Source organism: Pseudomonas sp. 8_5_2 (assembly GCF_059295255.1).
The window spans coordinates 1596662-1620997 of the sequence record NZ_CM181238.1 but is presented as its reverse complement, the minus strand read 5'-3'; the positions used below and the strand labels follow the sequence as shown (position 1 = coordinate 1620997).

Annotated in this window: 21 protein-coding genes and 4 tRNA genes; 4 read left to right on the top strand and 21 right to left on the bottom strand. The window is 61.3% G+C overall.

What is annotated here, in order from left to right; all coding sequences use genetic code 11:
- Nucleotides 1–327: 327 nt before the first annotated feature.
- The 20 genes from AC5O5R_RS07405 to acs all read right to left on the bottom strand — a co-directional run bounded on the left by AC5O5R_RS07405 (nucleotide 328) and on the right by acs (nucleotide 20135).
- Nucleotides 328–404 (bottom strand) — tRNA-Arg (locus tag AC5O5R_RS07405).
- Nucleotides 405–477: 73 nt separating this feature from the next.
- A tRNA-Arg gene (locus tag AC5O5R_RS07400) sits at nucleotides 478–554 on the bottom strand.
- A gap of 72 nt (nucleotides 555–626) precedes the next feature.
- A tRNA-Arg gene (locus AC5O5R_RS07395) sits at nucleotides 627–703 on the bottom strand.
- A gap of 106 nt (nucleotides 704–809) precedes the next feature.
- Nucleotides 810–900, bottom strand: a tRNA-Ser gene (locus tag AC5O5R_RS07390).
- Between the two features lie 72 nt (nucleotides 901–972).
- The gene (csrA, locus tag AC5O5R_RS07385; protein ID WP_003254503.1) at nucleotides 973–1161 is read right to left on the bottom strand and encodes a carbon storage regulator CsrA; all 189 of its coding nucleotides are present in this window, start codon (nucleotides 1159–1161) and stop codon (nucleotides 973–975) included.
- Between the two features lie 164 nt (nucleotides 1162–1325).
- Entirely contained in the window at nucleotides 1326–2561 is a 1236-nt protein-coding gene (locus AC5O5R_RS07380) for an aspartate kinase (RefSeq protein WP_172222400.1), read from the bottom strand.
- An 84-nt stretch (nucleotides 2562–2645) separates the two neighbouring features.
- Nucleotides 2646–5270 carry an alanine--tRNA ligase gene (alaS, locus tag AC5O5R_RS07375; RefSeq protein ID WP_494515138.1) on the bottom strand — a complete coding sequence of 875 codons (2625 nt, stop codon included), beginning with the start codon at nucleotides 5268–5270 and terminating at the stop codon, nucleotides 2646–2648.
- A 295-nt stretch (nucleotides 5271–5565) separates the two neighbouring features.
- Nucleotides 5566–6573 (bottom strand): succinylglutamate desuccinylase, encoded by a 1008-nt coding sequence (gene astE / locus AC5O5R_RS07370; RefSeq protein ID WP_172287898.1) that lies wholly within the window; start codon nucleotides 6571–6573, stop codon nucleotides 5566–5568.
- Between the two features lie 10 nt (nucleotides 6574–6583).
- The gene (locus AC5O5R_RS07365; RefSeq protein ID WP_172222387.1) at nucleotides 6584–6874 is read right to left on the bottom strand and encodes a topoisomerase II; all 291 of its coding nucleotides are present in this window, start codon (nucleotides 6872–6874) and stop codon (nucleotides 6584–6586) included.
- A gap of 14 nt (nucleotides 6875–6888) precedes the next feature.
- Entirely contained in the window at nucleotides 6889–8238 is a 1350-nt protein-coding gene (astB, locus tag AC5O5R_RS07360) for an N-succinylarginine dihydrolase (protein ID WP_172222383.1), read from the bottom strand.
- 23 nt (nucleotides 8239–8261) lie between these two features.
- Nucleotides 8262–9725: a succinylglutamate-semialdehyde dehydrogenase gene (gene astD, locus AC5O5R_RS07355; RefSeq protein WP_172222379.1), complete on the bottom strand. Its 1464-nt coding sequence runs from the start codon at nucleotides 9723–9725 to the stop codon at nucleotides 8262–8264.
- Nucleotides 9726–10754 (bottom strand): arginine N-succinyltransferase, encoded by a 1029-nt coding sequence (astA, locus tag AC5O5R_RS07350; protein ID WP_172222375.1) that lies wholly within the window; start codon nucleotides 10752–10754, stop codon nucleotides 9726–9728.
- Between the two features lie 78 nt (nucleotides 10755–10832).
- Nucleotides 10833–11852: an arginine/ornithine succinyltransferase subunit alpha gene (aruF, locus tag AC5O5R_RS07345; protein WP_172222371.1), complete on the bottom strand. Its 1020-nt coding sequence runs from the start codon at nucleotides 11850–11852 to the stop codon at nucleotides 10833–10835.
- A 130-nt stretch (nucleotides 11853–11982) separates the two neighbouring features.
- Nucleotides 11983–13203, bottom strand: coding sequence for an aspartate aminotransferase family protein (locus AC5O5R_RS07340; RefSeq protein WP_172222367.1), 1221 nt, complete (start codon nucleotides 13201–13203; stop codon nucleotides 11983–11985).
- A 351-nt stretch (nucleotides 13204–13554) separates the two neighbouring features.
- Nucleotides 13555–14535, bottom strand: coding sequence for a transcriptional regulator ArgR (gene argR, locus AC5O5R_RS07335; protein ID WP_172222364.1), 981 nt, complete (start codon nucleotides 14533–14535; stop codon nucleotides 13555–13557).
- A 98-nt stretch (nucleotides 14536–14633) separates the two neighbouring features.
- Nucleotides 14634–15398, bottom strand: coding sequence for an ABC transporter ATP-binding protein (locus AC5O5R_RS07330; RefSeq protein ID WP_172222359.1), 765 nt, complete (start codon nucleotides 15396–15398; stop codon nucleotides 14634–14636).
- 22 nt (nucleotides 15399–15420) lie between these two features.
- On the bottom strand, nucleotides 15421–16119 hold the full coding sequence (locus AC5O5R_RS07325; RefSeq protein ID WP_172222354.1) for an ABC transporter permease: 699 nt from the start codon (nucleotides 16117–16119) through the stop codon (nucleotides 15421–15423).
- Nucleotides 16116–16805, bottom strand: a complete 690-nt coding sequence (locus AC5O5R_RS07320; RefSeq protein ID WP_016488497.1) for an ABC transporter permease — start codon at nucleotides 16803–16805, stop codon at nucleotides 16116–16118. Before AC5O5R_RS07320 ends, AC5O5R_RS07325 begins: the two co-directional genes overlap by 4 nt.
- Before the next feature lie 90 nt (nucleotides 16806–16895).
- A complete protein-coding gene (locus tag AC5O5R_RS07315) occupies nucleotides 16896–17681 on the bottom strand; it encodes an ABC transporter substrate-binding protein (RefSeq protein WP_172222349.1) in 786 nt (261 codons plus the stop codon).
- A gap of 492 nt (nucleotides 17682–18173) precedes the next feature.
- Nucleotides 18174–20135, bottom strand: coding sequence for an acetate--CoA ligase (acs, locus tag AC5O5R_RS07310; protein WP_494512252.1), 1962 nt, complete (start codon nucleotides 20133–20135; stop codon nucleotides 18174–18176).
- A gap of 397 nt (nucleotides 20136–20532) precedes the next feature.
- Between acs and AC5O5R_RS07305 the strand changes: the two genes are divergently transcribed.
- Nucleotides 20533–20787 carry a DUF2790 domain-containing protein gene (locus tag AC5O5R_RS07305; RefSeq protein WP_003260110.1) on the top strand — a complete coding sequence of 85 codons (255 nt, stop codon included), beginning with the start codon at nucleotides 20533–20535 and terminating at the stop codon, nucleotides 20785–20787.
- A 155-nt stretch (nucleotides 20788–20942) separates the two neighbouring features.
- On the opposite strand, the gene AC5O5R_RS07300 is transcribed toward AC5O5R_RS07305, so the two are convergent.
- The gene (locus tag AC5O5R_RS07300; RefSeq protein ID WP_172230358.1) at nucleotides 20943–22502 is read right to left on the bottom strand and encodes a sigma-54-dependent transcriptional regulator; all 1560 of its coding nucleotides are present in this window, start codon (nucleotides 22500–22502) and stop codon (nucleotides 20943–20945) included.
- 256 nt (nucleotides 22503–22758) lie between these two features.
- On the opposite strand from AC5O5R_RS07300, the gene phhA reads away from it, so the two are divergent.
- The 3 genes from phhA to AC5O5R_RS07285 all read left to right on the top strand — a co-directional run bounded on the left by phhA (nucleotide 22759) and on the right by AC5O5R_RS07285 (nucleotide 24263).
- Complete coding sequence (gene phhA / locus AC5O5R_RS07295) at nucleotides 22759–23547, top strand: phenylalanine 4-monooxygenase (RefSeq protein ID WP_172230356.1); 789 nt, start codon at nucleotides 22759–22761, stop codon at nucleotides 23545–23547.
- A gap of 39 nt (nucleotides 23548–23586) precedes the next feature.
- Nucleotides 23587–23943 carry a 4a-hydroxytetrahydrobiopterin dehydratase gene (locus AC5O5R_RS07290; protein ID WP_008096719.1) on the top strand — a complete coding sequence of 119 codons (357 nt, stop codon included), beginning with the start codon at nucleotides 23587–23589 and terminating at the stop codon, nucleotides 23941–23943.
- A 191-nt stretch (nucleotides 23944–24134) separates the two neighbouring features.
- On the top strand, nucleotides 24135–24263 hold the full coding sequence (locus AC5O5R_RS07285) for a hypothetical protein (protein WP_015271274.1): 129 nt from the start codon (nucleotides 24135–24137) through the stop codon (nucleotides 24261–24263).
- Nucleotides 24264–24336: the final 73 nt, after the last annotated feature.

Sequence of the window (24336 nt, the reverse complement as noted above, 5' to 3'; positions counted from 1 at the left end):
CCGGGAGAATCAATCGGTCAGATCGTTCTGTATAAAACTTGTTAAGGGGTAACTACTGGGTAAGTCCATGGTGGTTTTCCACAAGCCCCGGCGGGGCTGACGGGCGCAATCATACACTGCTCAAGCTGTCAGATCGCTTAAATTTTCGGCCAGAACAATCGTTTGCGTGATAAAGCTAGGACAACGGTCGAAGCCATCAGTGCGACGGTTGCGGAAGATGGGAAAGCACATTGCGCTCACAGAAGAGCTTAGATCGACATCACCAACAATTTCAGTGGCGATAAAAACAAGAAGCCCGCTCAATTGAGCGGGCTTCTTGATGGGGTATGGCGGACTCAGCAGGATTCGAACCTGCGACCGCTCGGTTCGTAGCCGAGTACTCTATCCAGCTGAGCTATGAGTCCGTGGTGGTAGTTTTAGACCAGGTTACCACTGGTTGACTGAAGCAGCTTTGCAAGCAGAGCCACTTCAAGAAAGTGGCGGACTCAGCAGGATTCGAACCTGCGACCGCTCGGTTCGTAGCCGAGTACTCTATCCAGCTGAGCTATGAGTCCGCAATTGGTAGTTTTAGACCAGATTACCACTGGTTGTTTGAAGTAGCCTTGTAATCAAAGCCACTTCAAAAGTGGCGGACTCAACAGGATTCGAACCTGTGACCGCTCGGTTCGTAGCCGAGTACTCTATCCAGCTGAGCTATGAGTCCGTGTCTTGCCGCGCATTATAGGTCGCTGAAACATTTTTGCAAGAACTTTTTCGTTTAAGATCAACTACTTAGCGTTCTTACTGTTTACAGCGCCCTAAGCGAATAATGGCGGTGAAGGGGGGATTCGAACCCCCGATACCCTTATGAGGTATACTCCCTTAGCAGGGGAGCGCCTTCGGCCACTCGGCCACCTCACCGCAACACGAGGCGAATATTAAAGAACCTCTTTCACCTTTGCAACCCTTTTTTTGAAAAAAACTTCAAAAGAATTAAAGGCTTGGCTCTTCATCCTTCTCTTTCTTGATCCGCAGGTAGATTTCCTCACGGTGAACAGCCACTTCCTTGGGGGCGCTGACGCCAATACGCACCTGGTTGCCTTTCACGCCGAGCACCGTCACGGTGATCTCGCCGTCTCCAATGATCAGGCTCTCGGCGCACCGACGAGTCAGAATCAACATAGCTTTCTCCTTACGCAAACATTCAGGGGTAACAGTCTTGGGTATCTGGGCCTGGCCGTGGACGACGACCTGGCCCGGTTACTCGCCACACAGGGCAGGACAGGGCCTGCGCGGCAAGCAGAAACGCGAAGGGCGCGGCAAGCCGCGCCCTTCCAGGCAGCGCCTTACTCGCCCTGTCGGGCTGGGGCGTCAAGCTCGAACGCGGTGTGCAGCGCACGTACCGCCAGCTCCAGGTACTTCTCTTCGATCACCACCGAGACCTTGATCTCGGACGTGGAGATCATCTGGATGTTGATGCTCTCCTTCGCCAGGGCTTCGAACATGCGGCTGGCGACACCGGCGTGCGAACGCATGCCGACGCCAACGATCGATACCTTGGCGATTTTGGTGTCGCCGATCACTTCACGCGCACCGATTTCACGGGCGGTGTTCTCCAGCACGTTCTGCGCCTTCTCGTACTCGTTGCGGTGCACGGTGAAGGTGAAGTCGGTGGTGTTATCGTGAGCGACGTTCTGCACGATCATGTCGACTTCGATGTTCGAAGCGCTGATCGGGCCGAGGATCTTGAAGGCCACGCCCGGGGTGTCCGGCACGCCGCGAATGGTCAGCTTGGCTTCATCACGGTTGAAGGCGATACCGGAAATGATCGGCTGTTCCATGGATTCCTCTTCATCAATGGTAATGAGGGTCCCCGGACCCTCCTTGAAGCTGTGCAGCACGCGCAGCGGAACGTTGTACTTGCCGGCGAACTCCACCGACCGGATCTGCAGCACCTTGGAGCCGAGGCTGGCCATTTCCAGCATCTCTTCGAAGGTGATCTTCTCCAGGCGACGGGCCTGCGGCACAACGCGCGGGTCGGTGGTGTAGACACCGTCGACGTCGGTGTAGATCTGGCACTCGTCAGCCTTCAGCGCCGCCGCCAGGGCCACGCCGGTAGTATCGGAGCCGCCACGGCCCAGGGTGGTGATGCTGCCGTGCTCGTCGACGCCCTGGAAGCCCGCTACAACCACCACACGGCCTTCCTTGAGGTCGGCACGAATCTTCTGGTCGTCGATTTGCAGGATGCGCGCCTTGTTATGCGAGCTGTCGGTAAGAATGCGCACCTGATTGCCGGTGTAGGACACCGCTGGCACACCACGCTTGATCAAGGCCATGGTCAGCAGGGCGATAGTGACCTGCTCACCGGTCGACACGATCACATCCAGCTCACGCGGCACCGGCTGATCGGTGATCTGCCTGGCCAGATCGATCAGGCGATTGGTTTCACCGCTCATGGCCGACAGCACGACCACCAGGTCGTCGCCCGCTTCACGGTGTTTCTTGACCTTTTCGGCTACCTGCTCGATCCGCTCGATGGAACCGACAGAGGTGCCGCCAAATTTCTGTACGATCAACGCCATTTCAATGGTGCCTCAGCCCATACAGGGCCCCAAAAAACAATCCAACATGAAGGGGCCGGCGACTAGACCGCCGGCCCCCTCATCTCAAAGTCCCTGCTCTGCGAACGGCACGGCCAGCGCCAGGGCCTGGTCCAGTGCAGCGACGTCGACGCCGCCACCCTGGGCCATGTCCGGACGGCCACCGCCCTTGCCACCCACTGCCGCAGCGGCTTGCTTCATCAGATCGCCAGCCTTGAGTTGGCTGGAGAGGTCTTTGGTCACGCCGGCCACCAGCACGACCTTGCCCTCATGCTCGCTGCCCAGCAGGATCACTGCGTGGCCGAGCTTGTTCTTCAGCTGATCGACCAGGGCCAGCAGGGCCTTGCCGTCCTGCCCATCCAGGCGGGCTGCAAGTACCTTGGCACCCTTGACCTCAACGGCCGCGTTGGAGAGATCATCCCCGGCGGCGCTGGCGGCCTTGGCCTGCAGCTGTTCAAGCTGCTTCTCCAGCTGGCGGTTGCGCTCGAGCACAGCCGACAGCTTGTCGATCAGGTTGTCGCGGTTACCCTTGACCAGCTGCGCGGCTTCCTTGACCTGCTCTTCGGCAGCGTTCAGGTAGGCCAGCGCCGCAGCCCCGGTAACTGCTTCGATACGGCGTACGCCAGAGGCCACGCCGCCTTCGCTGATGATCTTGAACAGGCTGATGTCACCGGTTCGCTTGGCGTGAATACCGCCGCACAGCTCCACCGAGAAATCGCCGCCCATGCTCAGTACACGCACGGTATCGCCGTACTTCTCGCCGAACAGCGCCATGGCACCTTTGGCCTTGGCGGTCTCGATGTCGGTCAGCTCGGTTTCAACCGGGGTGTTCTTGCGCACTTCGCGGTTGACGATGTCTTCCAGAAGCTTGATCTGCTCTGGCTTCAGTGCCTCGAAGTGGCTGAAGTCGAAACGCAGGCGCTGGCTGTCGACCAGCGAGCCCTTCTGCTGCACGTGCTCGCCCAGCACCTGGCGCAACGCTTCGTGCAGCAGGTGGGTGGCGGAGTGGTTCAGCGAGGTGGCGTGCTGCACCTCGGCATCGACCTTGGCCTCGACCGGCGAACCGATCAGCAGCGCACCGCTGGCGACCACGCCATGGTGCAGGAAGGCACCACCGGTCTTGGTGGTGTCGCGCACGTCAAACCGTGCAGCCCCGGCCTGCAGGAAGCCCGAGTCGCCAACCTGGCCACCGGATTCGGCGTAGAACGGCGTGCGGTCAAGCACCACCACGCCCTGCTCGCCCTCACCCAGCTGGTCGACCGCCTGGCCGTCCTTGTACAGGGCGATGATCTTGCCCTGGCCTTCGGTGGCGTCATAGCCGAGGAACTCGGTGGCGCTGTCGACCTTGACCACACTGTTGTAGTCCATGCCGAAGGCGCTGGCAGAACGGGCACGCTCACGCTGGGCGTCCATTTCGCGCTCGAAGCCGGCTTCGTCGATGGTCAGCTCACGCTCACGGGCGATGTCGGCGGTCAGGTCCATCGGGAAGCCGTAGGTGTCATAGAGCTTGAACACCACGTCGCCCGGGACCACGTCGCCTTGCAGCTGGGCCAGGTCCTGCTCGAGGATGCGCAGGCCCTGCTCCAGGGTCTTGGCAAACTGCTCTTCTTCCGCCTTGAGCACGCGTTCGATGTGCGCCTGCTGGCTCTTCAGCTCAGGGAAGGCCTCGCCCATCTCGGCAGCCAGTGCGGCGACGATCTGGTAGAAGAAGCTGCCCTTGGCGCCCAGCTTGTTACCGTGACGGCAAGCGCGACGGATGATGCGGCGCAGCACGTAGCCACGGCCTTCGTTGGATGGCAGCACGCCGTCGGCGATAAGGAAGCCGCACGAACGGATGTGGTCGGCGACCACTTTGAGCGAGGCCTGGCCCTCGTTGCTGCAACCGATGGCCTTGGCCGCGGCAGCCAGCAGGTTCTGGAACAGGTCGATCTCGTAGTTCGAGTGCACGTGCTGCAGCACGGCGCTGACGCGCTCCAGGCCCATGCCGGTGTCCACCGACGGCGCTGGCAGCGGGTGCAGCACGCCGTCGGCAGTGCGGTTGAACTGCATGAAGACGTTGTTCCAGATCTCGATGTAGCGGTCACCGTCTTCTTCCGGCGAGCCGGGCGGGCCGCCCCAGATGTCGGCGCCGTGGTCGTAGAAAATCTCGGTGCACGGGCCGCACGGGCCGGTGTCGCCCATGGTCCAGAAGTTGTCGGAGGCGTACGGGGCGCCCTTGTTGTCGCCGATGCGCACCATGCGCTCGGCCGGCACGCCAACTTCCTTGGTCCAGATGTCGTAGGCTTCGTCGTCAGTGGCGTAGACGGTGACCCAGAGCTTTTCCTTGGGCAGGTTCAGCCACTGTTCCGAGGTCAGGAAGGTCCAGGCGAAGGTGATGGCGTCGCGCTTGAAATAGTCGCCGAAGCTGAAGTTGCCCAGCATTTCGAAGAAGGTGTGGTGACGCGCGGTATAACCGACGTTTTCCAGGTCGTTGTGCTTGCCACCGGCGCGCACGCACTTCTGGCTGCTGACGGCCCGGGTGTAGGCACGCTTCTCCGCACCGAGGAAGCAGTCCTTGAACTGGTTCATGCCTGCGTTGGTGAACAGCAGGGTCGGGTCGTTGTTCGGAATCAGCGAACTGGAGGCGACTCGGGTATGTCCCTGCTCTTCGAAGAAGCGAAGGAAGGCTTCACGGATTTCTGCGCTTTTCATAGGTTCTTCCACGGAAACGGCGGCCCAGTCGGGCAAACACGTCGACGAAACGACGGCAAAGGGCCGCATTATATCGGTCCTGCAATCTCGGTGCAGTGTGTTTATGCGATAGAAAGTGTCGATTGGACGGCTTTGATGGCCATGCAAACGAAAATGGCATGAATGGATGCTAAATCCAGCCTTTCGCCACTGGCAAGCCAATTACCGCCCAAGGGAAGGGAAAATGGAACAGGCGGTGAATTAAAAGGTGTTCATCCGTAATGGGATCCGAAATAGCAGGACTGAGATGGGCGCCTCACTCCAGCTGCTGGCCCGAATCCGGCACGATCAGGATGCCCGCCCGCAGGCCATTTCTGACCTTGGGGTTGGGAAAGATGATGCGCGCGCCCTCCTCTTCCACCACCCAGCGCGTTTCGGCCAGGTCTTCGGCCAGCAGGTAACCCTTGCTGAGCTCGGAGAAGTTCTCGATGTCTGCAGGCAGGTGCAGGTGAAAGCTGTCGCTGTGCTTGATGATCTCGCGGGAGACGCTGAACAGCTGCAGACCATCCAGAGAGCTTTCACCCTCTGGCTCGGTGCCTTCGATGATCTGGATCAGCCGCTCCTCCAGCCTGTCGAGGTTGACCTGCTCGTTCTGCCCGAACGGTCTCGCCTTGCCGAGCTCCAGGGTGAATGCTTCGGCATCCAGTTGCTCGTAGGTGAAGGCACTGAAGGTGATGGAGGACTTGCTCTGCAGCAGCACGGCCTCCATGCCTGCTGCGGCCAGGCGCGCCAGCTCGCGGCGGGAATGGGTGCGGCCCTCTTTATAAGGATAAAGGGCAAACTGCTCGATCTTCGAACCGCGAATGGCGGTATGCAGGTCGTAATGCAGGCGGCTGCGCAGCGGCTTGCTGAAGAACACCCGGGCGAATTGTTCCAGCTCGGCGGCACGCAGGGCCTCGAAGCCGCTGGACAGCTCGTGGCGGCCATTGAAAAGGCGGTTGATGTCCTGCTCGATGAAGCGCTCGCCCTTGCGGATCGCTGCGGGGTTGCCAAACAGGAACAGCACCCGCGCTTTCGGTTTGATCTTGCCGTTGGCGACCCCGTGGAGCAGCCGCTCGAGCAGCTCTATCGGCGCCGTCTCGTTACCGTGAATACCGGCGGAGAGCAGCAGGTCCAGCCCGCAATCCTCGGCTTCGGGGGGACGCACTTCGAGCGCGCCCTCCCCCAGCCAGCGCAAACGCGCGCCCTTGGGTGTCACTTGGGTCTTCTCGGCCGGTTCGTGATCGGTGAGGGTCAGCTCAAGCAATTTGCCAAGGGCGAGCATAGGGGCTTCCTTAGTGGTGGTGGCCGCAGTCGGGACCATGGACGTGATCGTCGCCTTCGGCGACTTCAGCCGGTTCCATTTCCAGCTGCAGGCTGACCAGGTTGGTGGCCATCGGACGCAGCAGCAGGTTGGCGTATTCGCTATCGTCCTCATCGACATCCACACCGATCAGCAGCTGGCCACGGCCATCCTGCTGAATCCACACTTCCTTGCCTTGCCAGACCACGGCAAAGCGGGTGCAGGAGGTTTCCAGCTGGGTGCCGTCTTCATCTTCAAGGATCAGGCGCAGGGCGTCGGTCATAACAAAGTCTCTCTTCAAGGTTGGCGTTGGAACGGATACACCGAGCCCAACTTCAGGATCTGGGTCAATTCGTCCAGGGCCGTACGGCACTCCAGCAGTAGCTGTGGGTCGGCCAGGTCCGCCTCTACAAGGCGATCACGGTAATGCTTGTCGACCCATTGCAGCAGGGTGTCGTACAGCGGGGCGGTCATGATAACGCCTTGGTTGACCGCCGCCAGTTCGGTTTCTTTCAATGCCACGCGCAAACGCAGGCAAGCCGGGCCACCGCCGTTCTGCATGCTTTGCTTGAGGTCGAACACCTTGACCTCCTTCACCGGGCCGCCTTGGTGCGTCAGCTGGCCCAGGTAGGCCCACACGCGCTCGTTGCTGCGGCATTCTTCCGGCACCACCAGCAGCATGGAGCCGTCATCACGGCTGAGCAGCTGGCTGTTGAACAGGTAGGAACGCACCGCGTCCTCTACCCCCACCGCCGCCCGCGGCACGCAGATGGCCTGGAAGTTGCCACCCTTGCTGGCCAGTTTAGCTCGCAGTTGGCCAAGTACCGCGTCGGTGTCGAGGAACGCGTCCTCGTGGTAGAACAGCACCTCGCCGTTACCCACAGCAATCACATCGTTGTGAAATACGCCCTGGTCGATCACTGCCGGGTTCTGTTGAGCGTAGACCACCCCGTCATCGCTCAGCCCATGCAGCCGGGCCACTGCCTGCGAAGCTTCGAGGGTTTGCCGCGCCGGATACTTCTGCGGCGCCGGATAACGGCTGTCGAAGGCACTGCGACCGTAGACGAAAAACTCGACGCCAGCCTCACCATAGCCACGGCAGAACCGCGTATGGTTGGCCGCCCCCTCGTCACCGAACTGTGCCACGGCAGGCAGCGCCGGGTGGTGGGCAAAGTGTTTCTCGTTGTTGAACATGGCCCCCAGCACGCGGCTGGTGGTCGGGTGCTCGATGCTGCGGTGGTACTTGCAGTTGAGGTTGGCGGCGGTGAAGTGCACACGGCCATCGGCGGTGTCGGCACTGGGGCTGACCGTGGCGGCGTTGGCCACCCACATGCTCGACGCCGAACAGCTGGCCACCAGCAGCGGCATGGCATCGATGGCGGCGCGCTGGATCACCTCGGCATCGCTGCCGCTGAAGCCCAGGCGGCGCAGCGCGGCCACGTCGGGGCGCTCCTGCGGCGCCAGCACACCCTGCTTGAAGCCCATGTCGGCCAGGGCTTTCATTTTTGCCAGGCCCTGGCGCGCCGCTTCACGCGGGCTGGAACCCTGCTGGCTGTTGCTTTGCGAAGCCACGTTGCCGTAGGACAGGCCGCCATAGTTGTGGGTAGGCCCCACCAGGCCATCAAAATTCACTTCATAGGATTTCATCGGCTAGGCTCCGTGACCTGTTGTTATAGGGTGATGCCCGGCGTGAGGGTCGCCGGCAAGGCAAGGCTGGCGGTCTCCAGCGAAGCCACGGGGTAAGCGCAGTAGTCGGCCGCGTAATAGGCACTGGCACGGTGGTTGCCGCTGGCACCCACGCCACCGAAAGGCGCGCTGCTGGCGGCACCGGTCAGTTGCTTGTTCCAGTTGACGATACCGGCGCGGCTACGCAGCCAGAAGTACTGATAGCGCGCACGTGAGTCGGACAGCAACCCGGCGGCCAGGCCGTACTGAGTGTTGTTGGCTTCATCGATGGCAGCGTCGAAATCGACATAGCGCACCACTTGCAGCAGCGGGCCGAAGAACTCTTCGTCCGGGCGCCCAGCCACGGCGGTGACATCGACAATGCCGGGGGTCAGCAGCGCAGCATTCGCCTGCGGCTGGGTCATTTCCAGGAGTTTTACGGCGCCCTTGGCGACCAGTTCGGCCTGGGCTGCGATCAGCGCCCGCGCCGCCTGCAGCGAAATCACCGAGCCCATGAACGGTGCTGGCTGCTGATCGAAGGCGCCGACCGTGATGGTTCTGCACACCTCGACCAGGCGGGTGATCAGCGCATCACCCCAGGCGCCTTGCGGAACCAGCAGGCGGCGGGCACAGGTGCAGCGCTGGCCAGCGGAAATGAATGCCGACTGGATGATGGTGTATACCGCAGCATCGAGGTCCTTGACCTCATCCACCACCAGTGGGTTGTTGCCGCCCATTTCCAGGGCCAGGATCTTGTCCGGGCGCCCTGCGAACTGCTGGTGCAGCAGGTTGCCGGTACGGCTGGAGCCGGTGAAGAACAGCCCATCGATACCTGCGTTGGCGGCCAGCGCAACGCCGGTCTCGCGCGCGCCCTGCACCAGATTGAGCACACCCGCCGGCAAGCCCGCAGCGATCCAGCAGTTGACGGTCAGTTCGGCGACCTTGGGAGTCAGCTCGCTGGGCTTGAACACCACGCAATTGCCCGCCAGCAGCGCCGGCACGATATGACCATTGGGCAGGTGGCCGGGAAAATTGTAGGGGCCGAATACCGCCACCACACCGTGCGGCTTGTGCCGCAGCACCGCCGTGGCATCGGCCAGCGGGCCGCTTTTTTCCCCCGTCCGCTCGCGATAGCTTTGCACCGAAATCGCCACCTTGTTGATCATGCTGGTGACTTCGGTCGCCGATTCCCACAGCGGCTTGCCGGTTTCTTCGCCAATGCACTGGGCCAGCGCTTCGGCATGGGTTTTCAACTGCTCGGCGAATTTTTCCAGTACATCGATGCGCGCTTCCAGGCTCAGTTGCGCCCAGGCCGGGAAGGTCTGGCGTGCAGCTTTGATGGCAGCGTCAACCTGACTGGCGTCAGCGCCCTGCCCTTGCCAGACCACAGCTTGCGTCACCGGGTTCAGCGACTGCAGGGGTTCGCCCTGGCCGGACTGCCAATTGCCTGCGATGTAATGCGTGGTCATTTACTGGGCCTCCCGGCTTGCAGACAGCGGCACGGCGCGCACATTGTCGCCTGCGCCCATGCGCAGGCGCTTGGCGGTCGCCGGGTCGACCACCAGGGTACCGGCAGCCAGCCGCGCAGGTGCGGCAGTGATGCGGCAGTCGTCGCGTTTGCGGTTGTGGATGATGAATGGAGTGGCGTCATCGCCCGGCGTGCCGACCGCCAGCACCAGGGTCTGGCTTTCGCGCACCGCGCGGATCCTGGCGGTCTCGCATTCAATGGCCGGGCCGGCATCGAAGATGTCGACGTAGCCCTGGTAGTTGAAACCTTCCTGCTTGAGCATGGCCAGCGCCGGTTCGGTGTCGGTGTGCACCCGGCCGATCACGCTACGCGCCGCCTCGGACAGGAAGCAGGTGTACAACGGGAACTTGGGCATCAGTTCGGCGATGAACGACTTGTTGCCCACGCCGGTGAGGTAGTCGGCCTGGCTGAACTCCATCTTGAAGAAGTGCCGACCCAGGCTTTCCCAGAATGGCGAGCGGCCTTGCTCGTCGGACATGCCACGCATTTCGGCAATGATCTTCTTGCCGAACAGCTCGGGGAACTCGGCAATGAACAGCATGCGAGCACGCGACAGCAGGCGACCGTTGAGGCCGGAGCGATGGTCGCTGCGCAGGAACAGCGAGCACAGCTCGGAGTTGCCGGTCAGGTCGTTGGCCAGGAACAGGGTAGGGATTTCGCGGTAGATCTTCAGCTCCTGCGAGGCGCTGACGGTCAGGCCGACCCGGTAGTTGTACCAGGGCTCGCGCAAACCGACGGCACCGGCGATGGCACTGATGCCCACCACCAGGCCTTCGTCGTTTTCCAGCACGAACAGGTAGTCGGTGTCGCCACGCTCGGCTTCGCCGCGAAAGCTTTTTTCCGCCCAGCCAACGCGATGCCCCAGGCGTTCTTCGTTGGCCGGCAGCGTGGTCAGCCCGGTGGTACCGGTGCTGCGTGCCAATTCGATCAACGCAGGCAAATCGCTGCTGCGTACAGGACGAACGATCATGCTATCTCCTTGAGCGTCGGCGTCTGCCGGCGCGAAACTCTGCTAACGCATCAATCCCGAAACGTCTGTTGCCAGACCTCAGACCGCGACCAGGCGCACGCTCGCGCCCTCGCCCACACCCAGTGCATCGGCGGCTGCCAGGCTGAGGCTGACCGGCTTGCCCGGCACCCAGTCGAGCTCCAGCAGCACCGCGCGGTAGTCCTGCAACTGGCCATTGCAGACCAGGTACGGGCGGCTGCCCTTGGCCGGAGCTTCCTCGATTTTCACGGGTACCACGCGGCTTTGCGCGATCGAGCGAATGCCCGAAGTACGCGCATGCAGGGTTGGGCCGCCGTCGAAGATGTCGATGTAGTGCTCGGTTTCGAAGCCTTCACGCATGAGGATGTCGAAGGTGATCTGCGCGCGCGGGTGCACCTGGCCCATGGCTTCCTGCGCTTCATCGGGCAGCAGCGGCACATAGATCGGGTAGTGAGGCATCAGCTCGGCCAGGAACGTACGGCTTTTCAAGCCGCACAGGCGCTCGGCATGGGCGTAGTTGAGGTCGAAGAAATTGCGGCCGATGGAATCCCAGAACGGCGATTCACCCTGCTCGTCGCTGTAGCCGACGATCTCCGTGACCACCGAGTCGGCAAAACGCTCCGGGTGCGCGGCCATGAACAGCAGGCGGCCGCGCGAGTTGAGCTCGGCCCAGCCACTGCTCACCAGTTCCGGCAACACGTAGAAGCTGGTCAGCAGACTGTTGCCGGTCAGGTCATGACACAGCGACAGCACGTGAATCTTGTTGTGGATCTTCAGCTCGCGCGAGGCGTGCACGAAGGTCTCGTTACGAAAGCTGTAGAACGGCTCGGAGTAGCCGGCAGAAGCGACGATGGCGGAGCAGCCCGCCAGCTTGCCGGTTTCACTGTCTTCGAGCACGAAGAAATAGCTTTCTTCGCCGTTGAAGCTGACCTCGGCGGCGAAGGAAGTTTCGGAAGCGGCGATCTTGTCGCCCAGGCGAGCGGTGTCGTCCGGCAGCGAGGTGACACCAATGGGGCTGTCTGCAGCCATGCGCTGCACTTCGTTCAGATCAGCCATTTGCGCGGGGCGCATCACCAGCATGGTGTCACTCCTTTGGAATACGGGCCGTTCACGGCGGCACGGAAAAACGGCAGGCACACAGGCACCTGCACTGAAATCGGCTATCGCCGGCCCGGTCACGACAGGGGCCGGCGAAGGGAACGCAGGTGAATCAGCCCTGGGTCAGGGTGGCCACGGCGCGCTCGAAGCGGTCAAGGCCGGCATCGATGTCGGCATCTTCAACCACCAGGCTTGGCGCGAAGCGAACCACGTCCGGGCCGGCCTGCAGCACCATCACACCTTCCTTTTCGGCAGCGTTGAGCACGTCCTTGGCCTTGCCTTGCCAGGCCTCGGTCAGCACGCAGCCCAGCAGCAGGCCCACCCCACGCACCTGGCTGAACAGCTTGTACTTCTGGCCGATCTGCTCCAGGCGGGTTTTGAAGCGCTCATGCTTGGCTTTGATGCCGGCCAGGGTTTGCGGCGTGTTGATCACATCCAGCACCGCGCAGGCCACGGCGCAGCCCAGCGGGTTGCCGCCGTAGGTGGTGCCGTGGGTACCGACGGCCAGGTGCTTGGCCAGTTCGTTGGTGGTCAGCATGGCGCCGATAGGGAAGCCCCCGCCCAGGCTCTTGGCGCTGGTCAGGATGTCCGGCGTCACGCCGTAGTGCTGGTAGGCGTACAGCGAGCCGGTACGACCCACACCGGTCTGCACTTCGTCAAAGACCAGCAGGGCGTTGTGCTGGTCACACAGCTTGCGCGCGCCTTCCAGGTAGGCCAGGTCAGCCGGCACCACGCCACTCTCGCCCTGGATCGGTTCGATCACAACGGCGCAGGTCTTGTCGGAAATCTGTGCCTTCAACGCTTCCAGGTCGTTGTATGGCACGTGGCTGATTCCGGTGATCTTCGGGCCGAAGCCGTCGGAGTACTTCGGCTGGCCACCGACACTGACAGTGAACAGGGTACGACCGTGGAAGCTGTTTACGGTGGCAATGATTTCGTGCTTTTCAGGGCCGAAGCGGTCATGGGCGACGCGACGGGCCAGCTTGAAGGCGGCCTCGTTGGCTTCGGCGCCGGAGTTGCAGAAGAACGCACGGTCGGCAAAGGTGGCGTCCACCAGCTTGTGGGCCAGGCGCAGGGCCGGCTCGTTGGTGAACACGTTGGATACATGCCAGAGGGTGTTGGCCTGCTCGGTCAGGGCCTTGACCAGTGCCGGGTGGCAGTGGCCCAGGGCGTTGACCGCGATGCCGCCGGCAAAGTCGATCAGCTCGCGACCCGACTGGTCCCAGACTCGGGAACCCTCGCCTCGCACAGGAATGAAGGCCGCCGGAGAATAGTTGGGGACCATGACCTGGTCGAAATCGGCACGTTGCACCGGGGCTTGCTCAACGGACATCTGAGTCTCCTGAAGAGGAACGCTGGCCTGGAAGTGGCGAGCGATGGGGGGATTGTAAGGACTGATCCGCGCCTGTCCTTGCGGCCAAGCGACAACTTGTTACAGCGCAAAACCCAGTTTTGAGAAGGTTTTCGGCAATGCGACAAACACTGTCGCAATCGCGCAGTGTACGGGAGAGAGGGGGCTGGGTGAACGGGTGTTCACAGACAATTCGGGGAAGCGGCGGGTGCAAGTCGTTGGTGTTGTGTTGTGGCGGAAATCGAGCGCCGCGCGGGCGGCGCTCGATATCCGCCCCACCATCACCCTCAAGGCATACCCCCCCAGGCACTCATCCCAAACCCAACCGAAATCTCAGCCCTTTTCGGCAGGCGCCGAACTCAATTCGAACGGGCTGCTGCTACGCCGCTGGTTCCGATCTTCTCGCGGCGTCGCGCCAAAGAAATTGCGGTACGCACTGGAAAAATGCGGCCCGGAAGAGAACCCGCAGGACAACCCGATCTGGATGATCGACTTGCTGGTCTGCATCAGCATCTGCCGCGCCTTGTTCAACCGCAGCTCCAGGTAGTACTGGCTCGGCACACGATTCAGGTACTGCTTGAAGATGCGCTCCAGCTGCCGGCGCGACACGCATACGTGCTGGGCAATTTCATCGGTAGTCAGCGGCTCTTCGATGTTGGCTTCCATCAAAAGAACCGCCTGGGTCAGCTTCGGATGGCTCGAGCCCAGGCGGTTCTGCAACGGAATGCGCTGGCGCTCGCCACCCTCGCGAATGCGTTCGACTACCAGCTCCTCCGACACCGCCCCCGCCAGCTCCGCGCCGTGATCACGGGCCAGCACTGCCAGCATCAGGTCGGTAACGGCCATGCCGCCACAGGCGGTCAGGCGATCACGGTCCCAGTCGAACAGGTGGCTGGTGGCGATGACCTTGGGGAAGCGTTCGGCAAAATCATCCTGCCAGCGCCAGTGCACCGCAGCCCGATAGCCGTCGAGCAGGCCCAGCATCGCCAGCGGATAAACACCAGCGGACAACCCGCCAATCATGCAGCCGCTACGGGCCACCTGCTTGAGCGCCGCCGACAAGGCAGCCCCCATCGCCACAGGCGGTTCATCGGCGAGCAGAAACAGCTTGTGGAAGCCCTCAAGCCGGCCAGTCCACGGCTCGCCAGGCAGGCGCCAGGCACTTTCCTGCGCAGGCTCCGCCTGCAGGAACGCCAACTCGTAGACCACGTCCGGATGCACCCGCTGCGCCACCAGCAACACTTCCTCTGCCAGCGCCAGGGTCAAGGGCCTGGTGCTGGGCCAGATGAGAAAACCGATTCGCTGGGTGGTCATAGGGTGCGGTCCGAAACCTGGGGTCGTTCGAGTCTGTGCGCCGGGTCAGGCTGCGCTCGCCGCGCAGCATGCCCTATTCTGGTGCAAAAATGCAGCTTTTACTTCAGGCTGCCGGAGAGGAACTGCTTCAAGCGCTCCGACCGCGGGTTGGCCAATACTTCACGCGGGCAGCCGGTCTCTTCGACCAGGCCCTTGTGCAGGAACACCAACTGGTTGGACACCTCGCGGGCAAAGCCCATTTCGTGGGTTACCACCACCATGGTCCGGCCTTCCTGGGCCAGCGCCTGCATCACCTTCAGCACGTCGCCTACCAGCTCCGGGTCCAGCGCCGAGGTCGGCTCGTCGAACAGCATAACCTCAGGCTCCATGGCCAGGGCCCGGGCAATTGCCACACGTTGTTGCTCGCCGCCAGACATGTGCCCGGGGAAAGCGTCCTTGCGGTGGGCGACACCGACCTTGGCCAGGTAGTGCTCGGCTTTTTCCAGCGCCTCTTTCCTGTTCATGCCCAACACGTGCACCGGCGCTTCGATGATGTTTTCCAGCGCGGTCATGTGCGACCACAGGTTGAAGTGCTGGAACACCATCGACAGGCGCGAGCGCATGCGCTGCAGTTGGCGCGGGTCGGCTGCCTTGAGCGCGCCGTCCTTGCCCGCGACCAGTTTCAGCTCTTCGTTGTTGAGCAGGATCTTGCCGGCGTGCGGCTGCTCCAGCAGGTTGATGCAGCGCAGAAAGGTCGACTTGCCCGAACCGCTGGAGCCGATAATGCTGATGACGTCGCCGGCCTTGGCCGCCAGGGACACGCCCTTGAGCACTTCATGGCTGCCATAGCGCTTGTGCAGGTCTTGGACTTCGAGTTTGTACATGCTGTCGATTCTCACAAAGCGGTCAGTGCTTGCGCGGCGCCAGGTAGCCGAGCCAGCGGCGTTCGGCCATCTTGAACAGGCGCACCAGGATGAAGGTCAGGCACAGGTAGAACACGCCCGCCGTGATGTAGGCCTCGAAAGGCAGGTAGTACTGGGCATTGACCGTACGCGCGGCACCGGTGATGTCGATCAGGGTAACGATCGACGCCAGGCTGGTGGTCTGCAGCATCATGATCACTTCGTTGCTGTACTGCGGCAGCGCACGGCGCATGGCCGAAGGCAGCAGGATGCGCCGGTACATCTTCATGCGCGACATACCCATGGCCTTGGCTGCCTCGATCTCGCCATGGGGCGTGGCCTTGAGGCTGCCGGCGATGATTTCGGCGGTGTAGGCGCTGGTGTTGATGCCGAACGCCAGACAGGCACAGAAGGTGGCACTGGACAGCAAAGGCCAGAAGATACTTTCACGCACCGCTTCGAACTGGGCCAGGCCATAGTAGATCAGAAACAGCTGCACCAGCATCGGCGTGCCGCGGATCACGTAGGTGTAGAGCCAGGCGGTGAGGTTGACCACCGGCTGTTTCGACACGCGCATCAGGCCCAGCGGCACAGCCGCCAAAAGACCGAAGAACAGCGAAATCGCCAGCAGCTTGAGGGTGGTCAGCAGGCCGCCGAAATACATCGGCAATGCCTCCCAGACAACGTTGTAGTCGAAGATCATAGTTCAGCTACCTTGACGCCCACCGAATAGCGGCGCTCGAGATACTTCAGGGCCAGCAGCGAAACGCTTGTCAGCACCAGGTACAACGCCGCCACCGCCAGGAAAAAGGTGAAAGGCTCGCGGGTGGCATCGGCCGCCTGCTTGGCCTTGAACATCATGTCCTGCAGCCCGACCACCGAGATCAGCGCAGTGGCCTTGGTCAGCACCAGCCAGTTGTTGGTGAAGCCAGGGATCGCCAGGCGAATCATTTGCGGCACCTGGATGCGGAAGAACACCTGGCGGTTGCTCATGCCATACGCCACGCCCGCTTCCGCCTGGCCCTTGGGGATGCCGAGGAAGGCACCGCGGAAGGTTTCCGACAGGTAAGCGCCAAAAATGAAGCCCAGGGTGCCGATACCCGCAACCAGCGGATTCAGGTCGATGTAGTCTTCGTACCCGAGCAGCGGTGCCACCCGGTTGATGATGTCTTGCCCGCCGTAGAAGATCAGCAGGATCAGGACCAGGTCCGGAATGCCACGGATCACCGTGGAATACAGATCACCCAGCCAGGCCAGCCAGCGCACCGGCGACAAACGCAGCGCCACGCCGATCAGGCCGAGGACAATGGCCAGGGCCATCGACGACAAGGCAAGCTGCAGCGTCAGCCACGCCCCGTCGAGGATGACTGCCCCATAGCCTTTCAACATGTTTGGTATTCCTCAGGGCTTGGGAATGAAAAATGGTGCAAACCTCAGAACCTCTGCTGTTTGCACCATTGCACAGGTCAACCCGATGTCTTAGTTCGAGTCTGGACCGTAGATGTCGAAGTTGAAGTACTTCTTCTCGATTTCTTTGTATTTGCCGTTGGCACGGATGGCGTCGATGGCCGCGTTGATGCGGTCGACGTTGGCCTTGTCGCCCTTGCGCACGGCGATGCCGATGCCGTCACCGAAGTACTTGGCGTCGGTGAATGCCGGGCCCACGAAGGCGAAGCCCTTGCCGGCGTCAGTCTTGAGGAAGCCGTCTTCCAGCAGGGTGGCGTCAGCCACGGTGCCGTCGAGGCGGCCGGCTGCCACGTCCAGGTAAATTTCGTTCTGGGTACCGTAAGGCACTACGGTGGCACCTTTGGCACCCAGTACTTCCTTGGCGAAGCGATCGTGGATGGAGCCGCGCTGCACGCCGATCTTCTTGCCTTTCAGCTCATCCAGGCTTTCGCTGACGGTGGTGCCGTCCTTCATGACCAGGCGCGCCGGGGTCAGGTAGTAGCGCTTGGTGAAGTCGACCGACTTCTTGCGGTCGTCGGTAATCGACATCGACGACAGGATGGCGTCGATCTTGCGCACTTTAAGCGCAGGAATCAGGCCGTCGAATTCCTGCTCGACCCAGGTGCATTTGGCCTTCATCTCTTCGCACAGGGCGTTGCCGATGTCGTAGTCGAAACCGGCAATGCTGCCATCGGGCTGCTTGAAGGCGAAGGGTGGGTAGGCGGCTTCGATGCCGATCTTCAGCGGTTTCTCATCGGCCTGCGACACCAGGGAAAACACGGACAGCGCCAGGGCGCCAAGCAGTGCGAGCTTCTTCATCAGGTAACTCCATCGGTACGGGGCAATACAAGGCAGGTAACCGCTGCCCGATATGCGAATGGGTACAACGCAAGCCGCGCAGGGTCGGTCGAAGACCACGAGCGAGTGACTGGCATTTTAACGACAGCCCACTAGTCGATATTTCTTCAAAGCGACAACTACTTACAGAAGCGCTTGAAACCGCAGCGGGCGATGTTGACAGCCATTGCAAAATATGCAAAAGCGCAAGAAATAGAACCTTTATACCTAGCAATTCCTGGGCCTATTATTGGCAAAGCCTTGTGGTACGGCAAGTGGAGCGTGCTGTGTAGCACAAAAAGGCGGCGGATTTGCACCGAAACCAGGCGGATTTGTTTCCTGCCGCCCCGATCTTGCGCAGGACCGGTGACATATCGGTTACCGATGAATGTCGGGTAACAGTAAAGCAAAAACCCCGCCGGTTGCCCGGTCGGGGTTTCATTCACCAAGGCTGCTGCGCAGCCTTTGCGCCTATCAGGCCGAGGCCAGGTTCATCGCCTTGTGGGTATCGATCAGGTGCTGCACCACCCCCGGGTCGGCCAAGGTCGAGATGTCGCCCAGGGCATCATACTCACCGGTGGCAATCTTGCGCAGGATACGGCGCATGATCTTGCCCGAACGGGTTTTCGGCAGCCCCGGCGCCCACTGGATCACATCCGGCGAGGCGATCGGACCGATCTCCTTGCGCACCCAGTTTTTCAACTCCAGGCGCAGCTGCTCGCTGGCCTCGATGCCGGCATTGAGCGTGACATAGACATAGATGCCCTGCCCCTTGATGTCGTGCGGCACGCCCACCACGGCGGCTTCAGCCACTTTCGAGTGCGCCACCATGGCGCTTTCGATCTCGGCAGTGCCCATGCGGTGGCCGGATACGTTGAGCACGTCATCCACACGACCGGTGATCCAGTAGTAACCGTCCTCGTCGCGCCGCGCACCGTCGCCGGTGAAGTACATGCCACGGAAGGTCTTGAAGTAGGTGTCGACGAAACGGTCGTGGTCGCCATACAGCGAACGCGACTGGCCCGGCCAGGAATCAAGGATCACCAGGTTACCTTCGGCGGCGCCGTCAATCAGGTTGCCCAGGTTGTCTACCAGCGCCGGCACCACACCGAAGAATGGGCGGGTCGCCGAGCCTGGCTTCAGGCCGGTTGCGCCCGGCAGCGGGCTGATCAGGATGCCGCCGGTCTCGGTCTGCCACCAGGTGTCGACGATCGGGCAACGCTCCTTGCCCACAGTCTTGTAGTACCAGTTCCAGGCTTCCGGGTTGATCGGCTCGCCCACCGAACCCAGCAGGCGCAGGCTGGAGCCGTCAGCTCCTTCGACTGCAGCCTGCCCTTCCGCCATCATCGCGCGGATGGCTGTTGGCGCGGTGTACAGAATATTGACCTTGTGCTTGTCGACGATCTTCGACACCCGGGTAATGTCTGGGTAGTTCGGCACGCCTTCGAACAGCAAGGTGGTGGCACCGTTGGCCAGCGGCCCGTAGACGATGTAGCTGTGGCCAGTGACCCAGCCGACGTCGGCGGTGCACCAGTACACCTCCCCGGGGCGGTAGTCGAACACCCGCTCATGGGTCAGCGCGGCATACACCAGATAGCCGCCAGTGGTGTGCAGCACGCCCTTGGGCTTGCCGGTGGAGCCGGAGGTATAAAGGATGAACAGCGCTTCCTCCGCGCCCATCTCTTTCGGCGCGCAGTGGCTGGAGGCGACTTTCATCAGGTCTTCGTACCAGATGTCGCGGTGCTGGTGCCAGGCAATCTCGCCACCGGTGCGCTTGCACACGATGATCTTCTGCACGCTGTTGGTTTCGGGGTTGGTCAGCGCCAGGTCGACGTTGGCCTTGAGCGGAGTACGGCGACCGCCGCGCAAACCCTCGTCGGCCGTGATCACCACCTTCGACTTGCAGTCGATGATACGACCCGCCAGCGCCTCGGGCGAGAAGCCACCGAACACCACCGAGTGGATCGCACCGATGCGGGCACAGGCCAGCATGGCGACCACGGCCTCGGGGATCATCGGCATATAGATGGTGACAACGTCACCGCGGTGAACGTCCTGGCCACGCAGGGCGTTGGCGAACTTGCAGACCTGCTCGTGCAGTTCGCGGTAGGTGATGTTGCGGTGCTCGGAAGGGTCGTCGCCCTCCCAGATGATCGCAAGCTGGTCGCCACGCTCTTCAAGGTGGCGATCCAGGCAGTTGGAGGAAACGTTCAGAGTGCCGTCGGCGAACCATTTGATATCGACGTGGTGGTCGTCGAATGAGGTCTGCTTGACCTTGGTGAACGGCTTGATCCAGTCGATTCGCTGGGCCTGCTCGCGCCAGAAGCCGTCCGGGTTGATCACCGATTGCTGGTACATGGCCTTGTAGGTGGCCTCGTCGGTCAGGGTAGTGGCCGCAACCTCGGGACGAACGGGATACAGTGGAGCCGCACTCATCTGTGTTACCTCGGTGTAATAGTTGTTTTTGTATAGGACCGTTTGTAACTGTACCAGAGCGACAAAAGCCATTCGACGTTGGTAGTAATTTGGCACGCGCGTTCCGGCAGGGCGCTCTGGCGCGGGCATTACAGCCCGGCAAAGAAAAAACGAGGGGATTTACCACAGGATTGTTACAGATTCTGTCAAAACACTTTATCAAAAGACCCACTGTTTCAGCGGCCGCCCTGGTCATAAAATTCACCTCGCCAGCAACGGCAAGGCGATTAACAACTGGTAACAGCCCCCACGAAGGCAAGCGTTAATCCCCCTCTCATCCTGATAGTTAAAACTAGTTGTACTCGCGGCGCCATCAGCGCCGCGTGCCCCCTCACGACCTTAGACAGGTAAATGGAAAATGAAAGCTTTACTGGTATTGGTACTTGGTAGTCTTTGCGGCGCGGCGATGGCCGGCGAAGCCAAAGATGCCGAGCAGATTCCGGTTGAACAGTACAGTTACTCTCAGCACCTGGACATTGCCCGCGTCATTTCCATGAGCGAAGTGCCCAATGTGTGCGAAGTTGTGCCAGCGCGCATGACCTACGAGGACTCCAAGGGCCAAAAGCACATTCTCGAATACCGCGTGATGGGGAACGGCTGCTCCAACGGCTGAAAACCTGTGAATTGGGGGCCCTGCGGGCCCCACTCGCGGGTAAACCCGCTCCCGCAGGTACAGCGCCAGCTTCACGATCGGCGTGGTATCTGTGGGAGCGGGTTTACCCGCGAAGCAGCCCCCGCCGAATTAACAGGCTATCAACTAACTACTTCTTAATTTTCCGACTTGCCCAAGGAGTAATCCCTCAACTTGTTGGCAATCGTAGTATGTGAAACACCCAATCTTTTTCCTAGCGCCCGGCTACTGGAAAACTCCCCCATCAAACTTTCCAGCACCGCTTTTTCAAACCGACCGACAATTTGCGAAAGATCACCTTCCAGCGAAAACTCCCCCAAAGGCTGGCGCACCCCATAATCCGGCAAGCGAATATGTTCGCCCTTGACCACACCGCCGTCGCATAACGAAACCGCCTGGAACAAAACGTTTTCCAGCTGCCGTACATTGCCCGGCCAGTGGTACTGCGCCAGCTTGTCCATGGCCGCCGGTGCCAGACGCGGCATGGCGCAGCCGATCTGCCGGCTGGCCTGGTCGAGGAAATGCTGCACCAGCCCTTCCAGGCCATCCATGCACTCACGCAAGGGCGGGATATGCAGCGACAGTACGTTGAGCCGGTGGTACAGGTCCTGACGAAACTCGCCACGGGCACACAACTCCGACAGATCCACCTGGGTCGCGCAGATCACCCGCACATCCAGGTACACCTCTTCATCGCTGCCTACACGGCGGAAGCAACCATCCTGCAAAAAACGCAGCAGTTTCACCTGCAGGCGCGGGCTCATCTCCCCTACCCCATCCAGGAACAGCGTGCCACCTGCGGTCAGCTCCAGCAGCCCCAGCTTGCCCTCGGCCCGCGCCCCTTCGAATGCCCCAGGGCCATAGCCGAACAATTCGGTCTCGGCCATCGACTCGGGCAACCCGGCGCAGTTCAGCGCCATCAGTGGCGACTGGCCACGCGGGCTGGCCAGGTGGCAGGCACGCGCCAGCAGCTCCTTGCCAGTACCGGTTTCACCCTCGATGAGCAATGGCGCATCGAGTGGTGCCATGCGCCGCGCTTCCCGCACCACAGCGGCCATTACCCGCGAGCTCTGGAATATGCTGTCGAAGCCACGCAACTCCTGCTTGCGCACGTTGTAGATACGCTCGCCAATGCGGTCGGCGCGGTGCAGGGTGAGCACCGCACCGGCCAGAGCCTCGCTGTCATCGTGTTCGGATTGCAGCGGCGCGATATCGGCCAGGAACACATCGCCTTTGACCTTGATGCGCAGCCCGTTGATGCGCGACTGGTTGGCCCGCACCAGTTCCGGCAGGTCGAAGTCCTCCACATAGCGCGCCAGGGGCATGCCTGGCACTTCGTCCACCCGCACGCCCAAAAGCTGCGCCGCAGTGCGGTTGGCGGCGACGATGCTGCCGCCCATGTCCACCGACAGTACCGGAAAGTCCAGCGCCCCCAGCAATGCATTCAGCTCCATGTGTCGGCGTTCGCTGGGCATCAGCCCCACCCGTTTGACGCCGAACACGCCGGTGATCGCTTCAAACTTCGGCCGCAAGGCCTGGAACTGCAGGTTGATCAGGTTCGGGCAGTGCAGGTAGATGGCATTGCCATGGTCACCGCCCACCTCCCCGCGCAGCACGTTGATACCGTACTCGACGAGCAAGTTGAGAATGTCGCGCAGGATGCCGATTCGGTTCTGGCAATGCACCTTGATACGCATGAGGGCTCTCGAAGCGCCAATGTTTTTCAACACCACGCAGAAATTTCGTAAAGATAAGCTGACAAAAACAACCCAAACATCAGCCGCGTGCCCCGAATTTTCCGACACCTGCGCCTTTTTGTAAAATTATCGTTACGAATACCCGGATAACCACTCTGGCCCGAAGCCGCCAACCCCGGTGCAAAACCGCCGGTAACGGGATATTCCTAAGGCATGTCCTGCACATAACAAGAAAAGCCCTCACCAGGAGAGCCTCATGAAACAGACGCAATACGTGGCACGCGAGCCCGATGCGCAAGGCTTTATCGATTATCCGCAGCAAGAGCATGCGGTATGGAACACCCTGATCACCCGCCAGCTGAAAGTGATCGAAGGCCGCGCGTGCCAGGAATACCTGGACGGCATCGACCAGCTCAAGCTGCCGCATGACCGTATTCCGCAGCTCGGCGAGGTCAACAAGGTATTGGGTGCCACCACCGGCTGGCAGGTTGCCCGGGTACCGGCACTGATCCCGTTCCAGACTTTCTTCGAACTGCTGGCCAGCAAGCGCTTCCCTGTGGCCACCTTCATCCGCACCCCGCAAGAGCTGGACTACCTGCAAGAGCCGGACATCTTCCACGAGATCTTCGGCCACTGCCCGCTGCTGACCAACCCGTGGTTCGCCGAATTCACCCACACCTACGGCAAGCTCGGCCTGGCGGCGACCAAGGAACAACGCGTGTACCTGGCGCGCCTGTACTGGATGACCATCGAGTTTGGCCTGATGGAAACGTCGCAGGGTTGCAAGATCTACGGTGGCGGCATCCTCTCCTCGCCCAAGGAGACCGTCTACAGTTTGTCTGGCGAGCCTGAGCACCAGGCCTTCGACCCGATCGAAGCCATGCGCACGCCGTACCGCATCGACATCCTGCAGCCGCTGTACTTTGTACTGCCGAACATGAAGCGCCTGTTCGACCTGGCCCATGAAGACATCATGGGCATGGTCCACAAAGCCACGCAACTGGGCCTGCACGCCCCGAAATTTCCTCCCAAGGTCGCTGCCTGAACGTCCTTGCCGATAACAACTCGAAGCGGAAACCACACCATGAATGCCTTGAACCAAGCCCATTGCGAAGCCTGCCGCGCAGACGCGCCGAAAGTGACCGACGACGAACTGGCCGAGCTGATTCGCGAAATCCCGGACTGGAACATCGAAGTGCGTGACGGCCACATGGAGCTGGAGCGCGTGTTCCTGTTCAAGAACTTCAAGCACGCCCTGGCGTTCACCAATGCCGTAGGCGAAATCGCCGAGGCCGAAGGCCACCACCCAGGGCTGCTGACCGAGTGGGGGAAAGTCACCGTGACCTGGTGGAGCCACTCCATCAAAGGCCTGCACCGCAATGATTTCATCATGTGCGCACGCACTGACAAGGTCGCCGAAACGGCCGAAGGCCGGAAGTAACCACCTGAAAAATGGGGCCCCAGCGGCCCCATTTTTCATAGGGCAAATGTGCGCTGTTCGCCCGCAAAACCGACAAACGACCGGGAAAAAATACAAACTGTCATCCAGACTTGTGTATCCTGCCCCAGCTTTGCAAAGCCTCACACGCGCCTGGCGCAGACTTTTCAATCACTCTTGCGAGGAACGACGAGATGCATGAGATCCCGAATCTTCCCTTCCCAAGCCTGAACCCAGAAGAGCCAACCGTTACCGTCCACGCCGAACCGGCAGCTGCCGTCGAGCAGGATGGTGACGATCAATCCAGCGCCGACCAGGAATAACTGCGCATCCCCGACTGTGTGAAAACGGCTGACCTGCGGGCAACCTCCGTCATCACGTTTTCACACCGTCCAG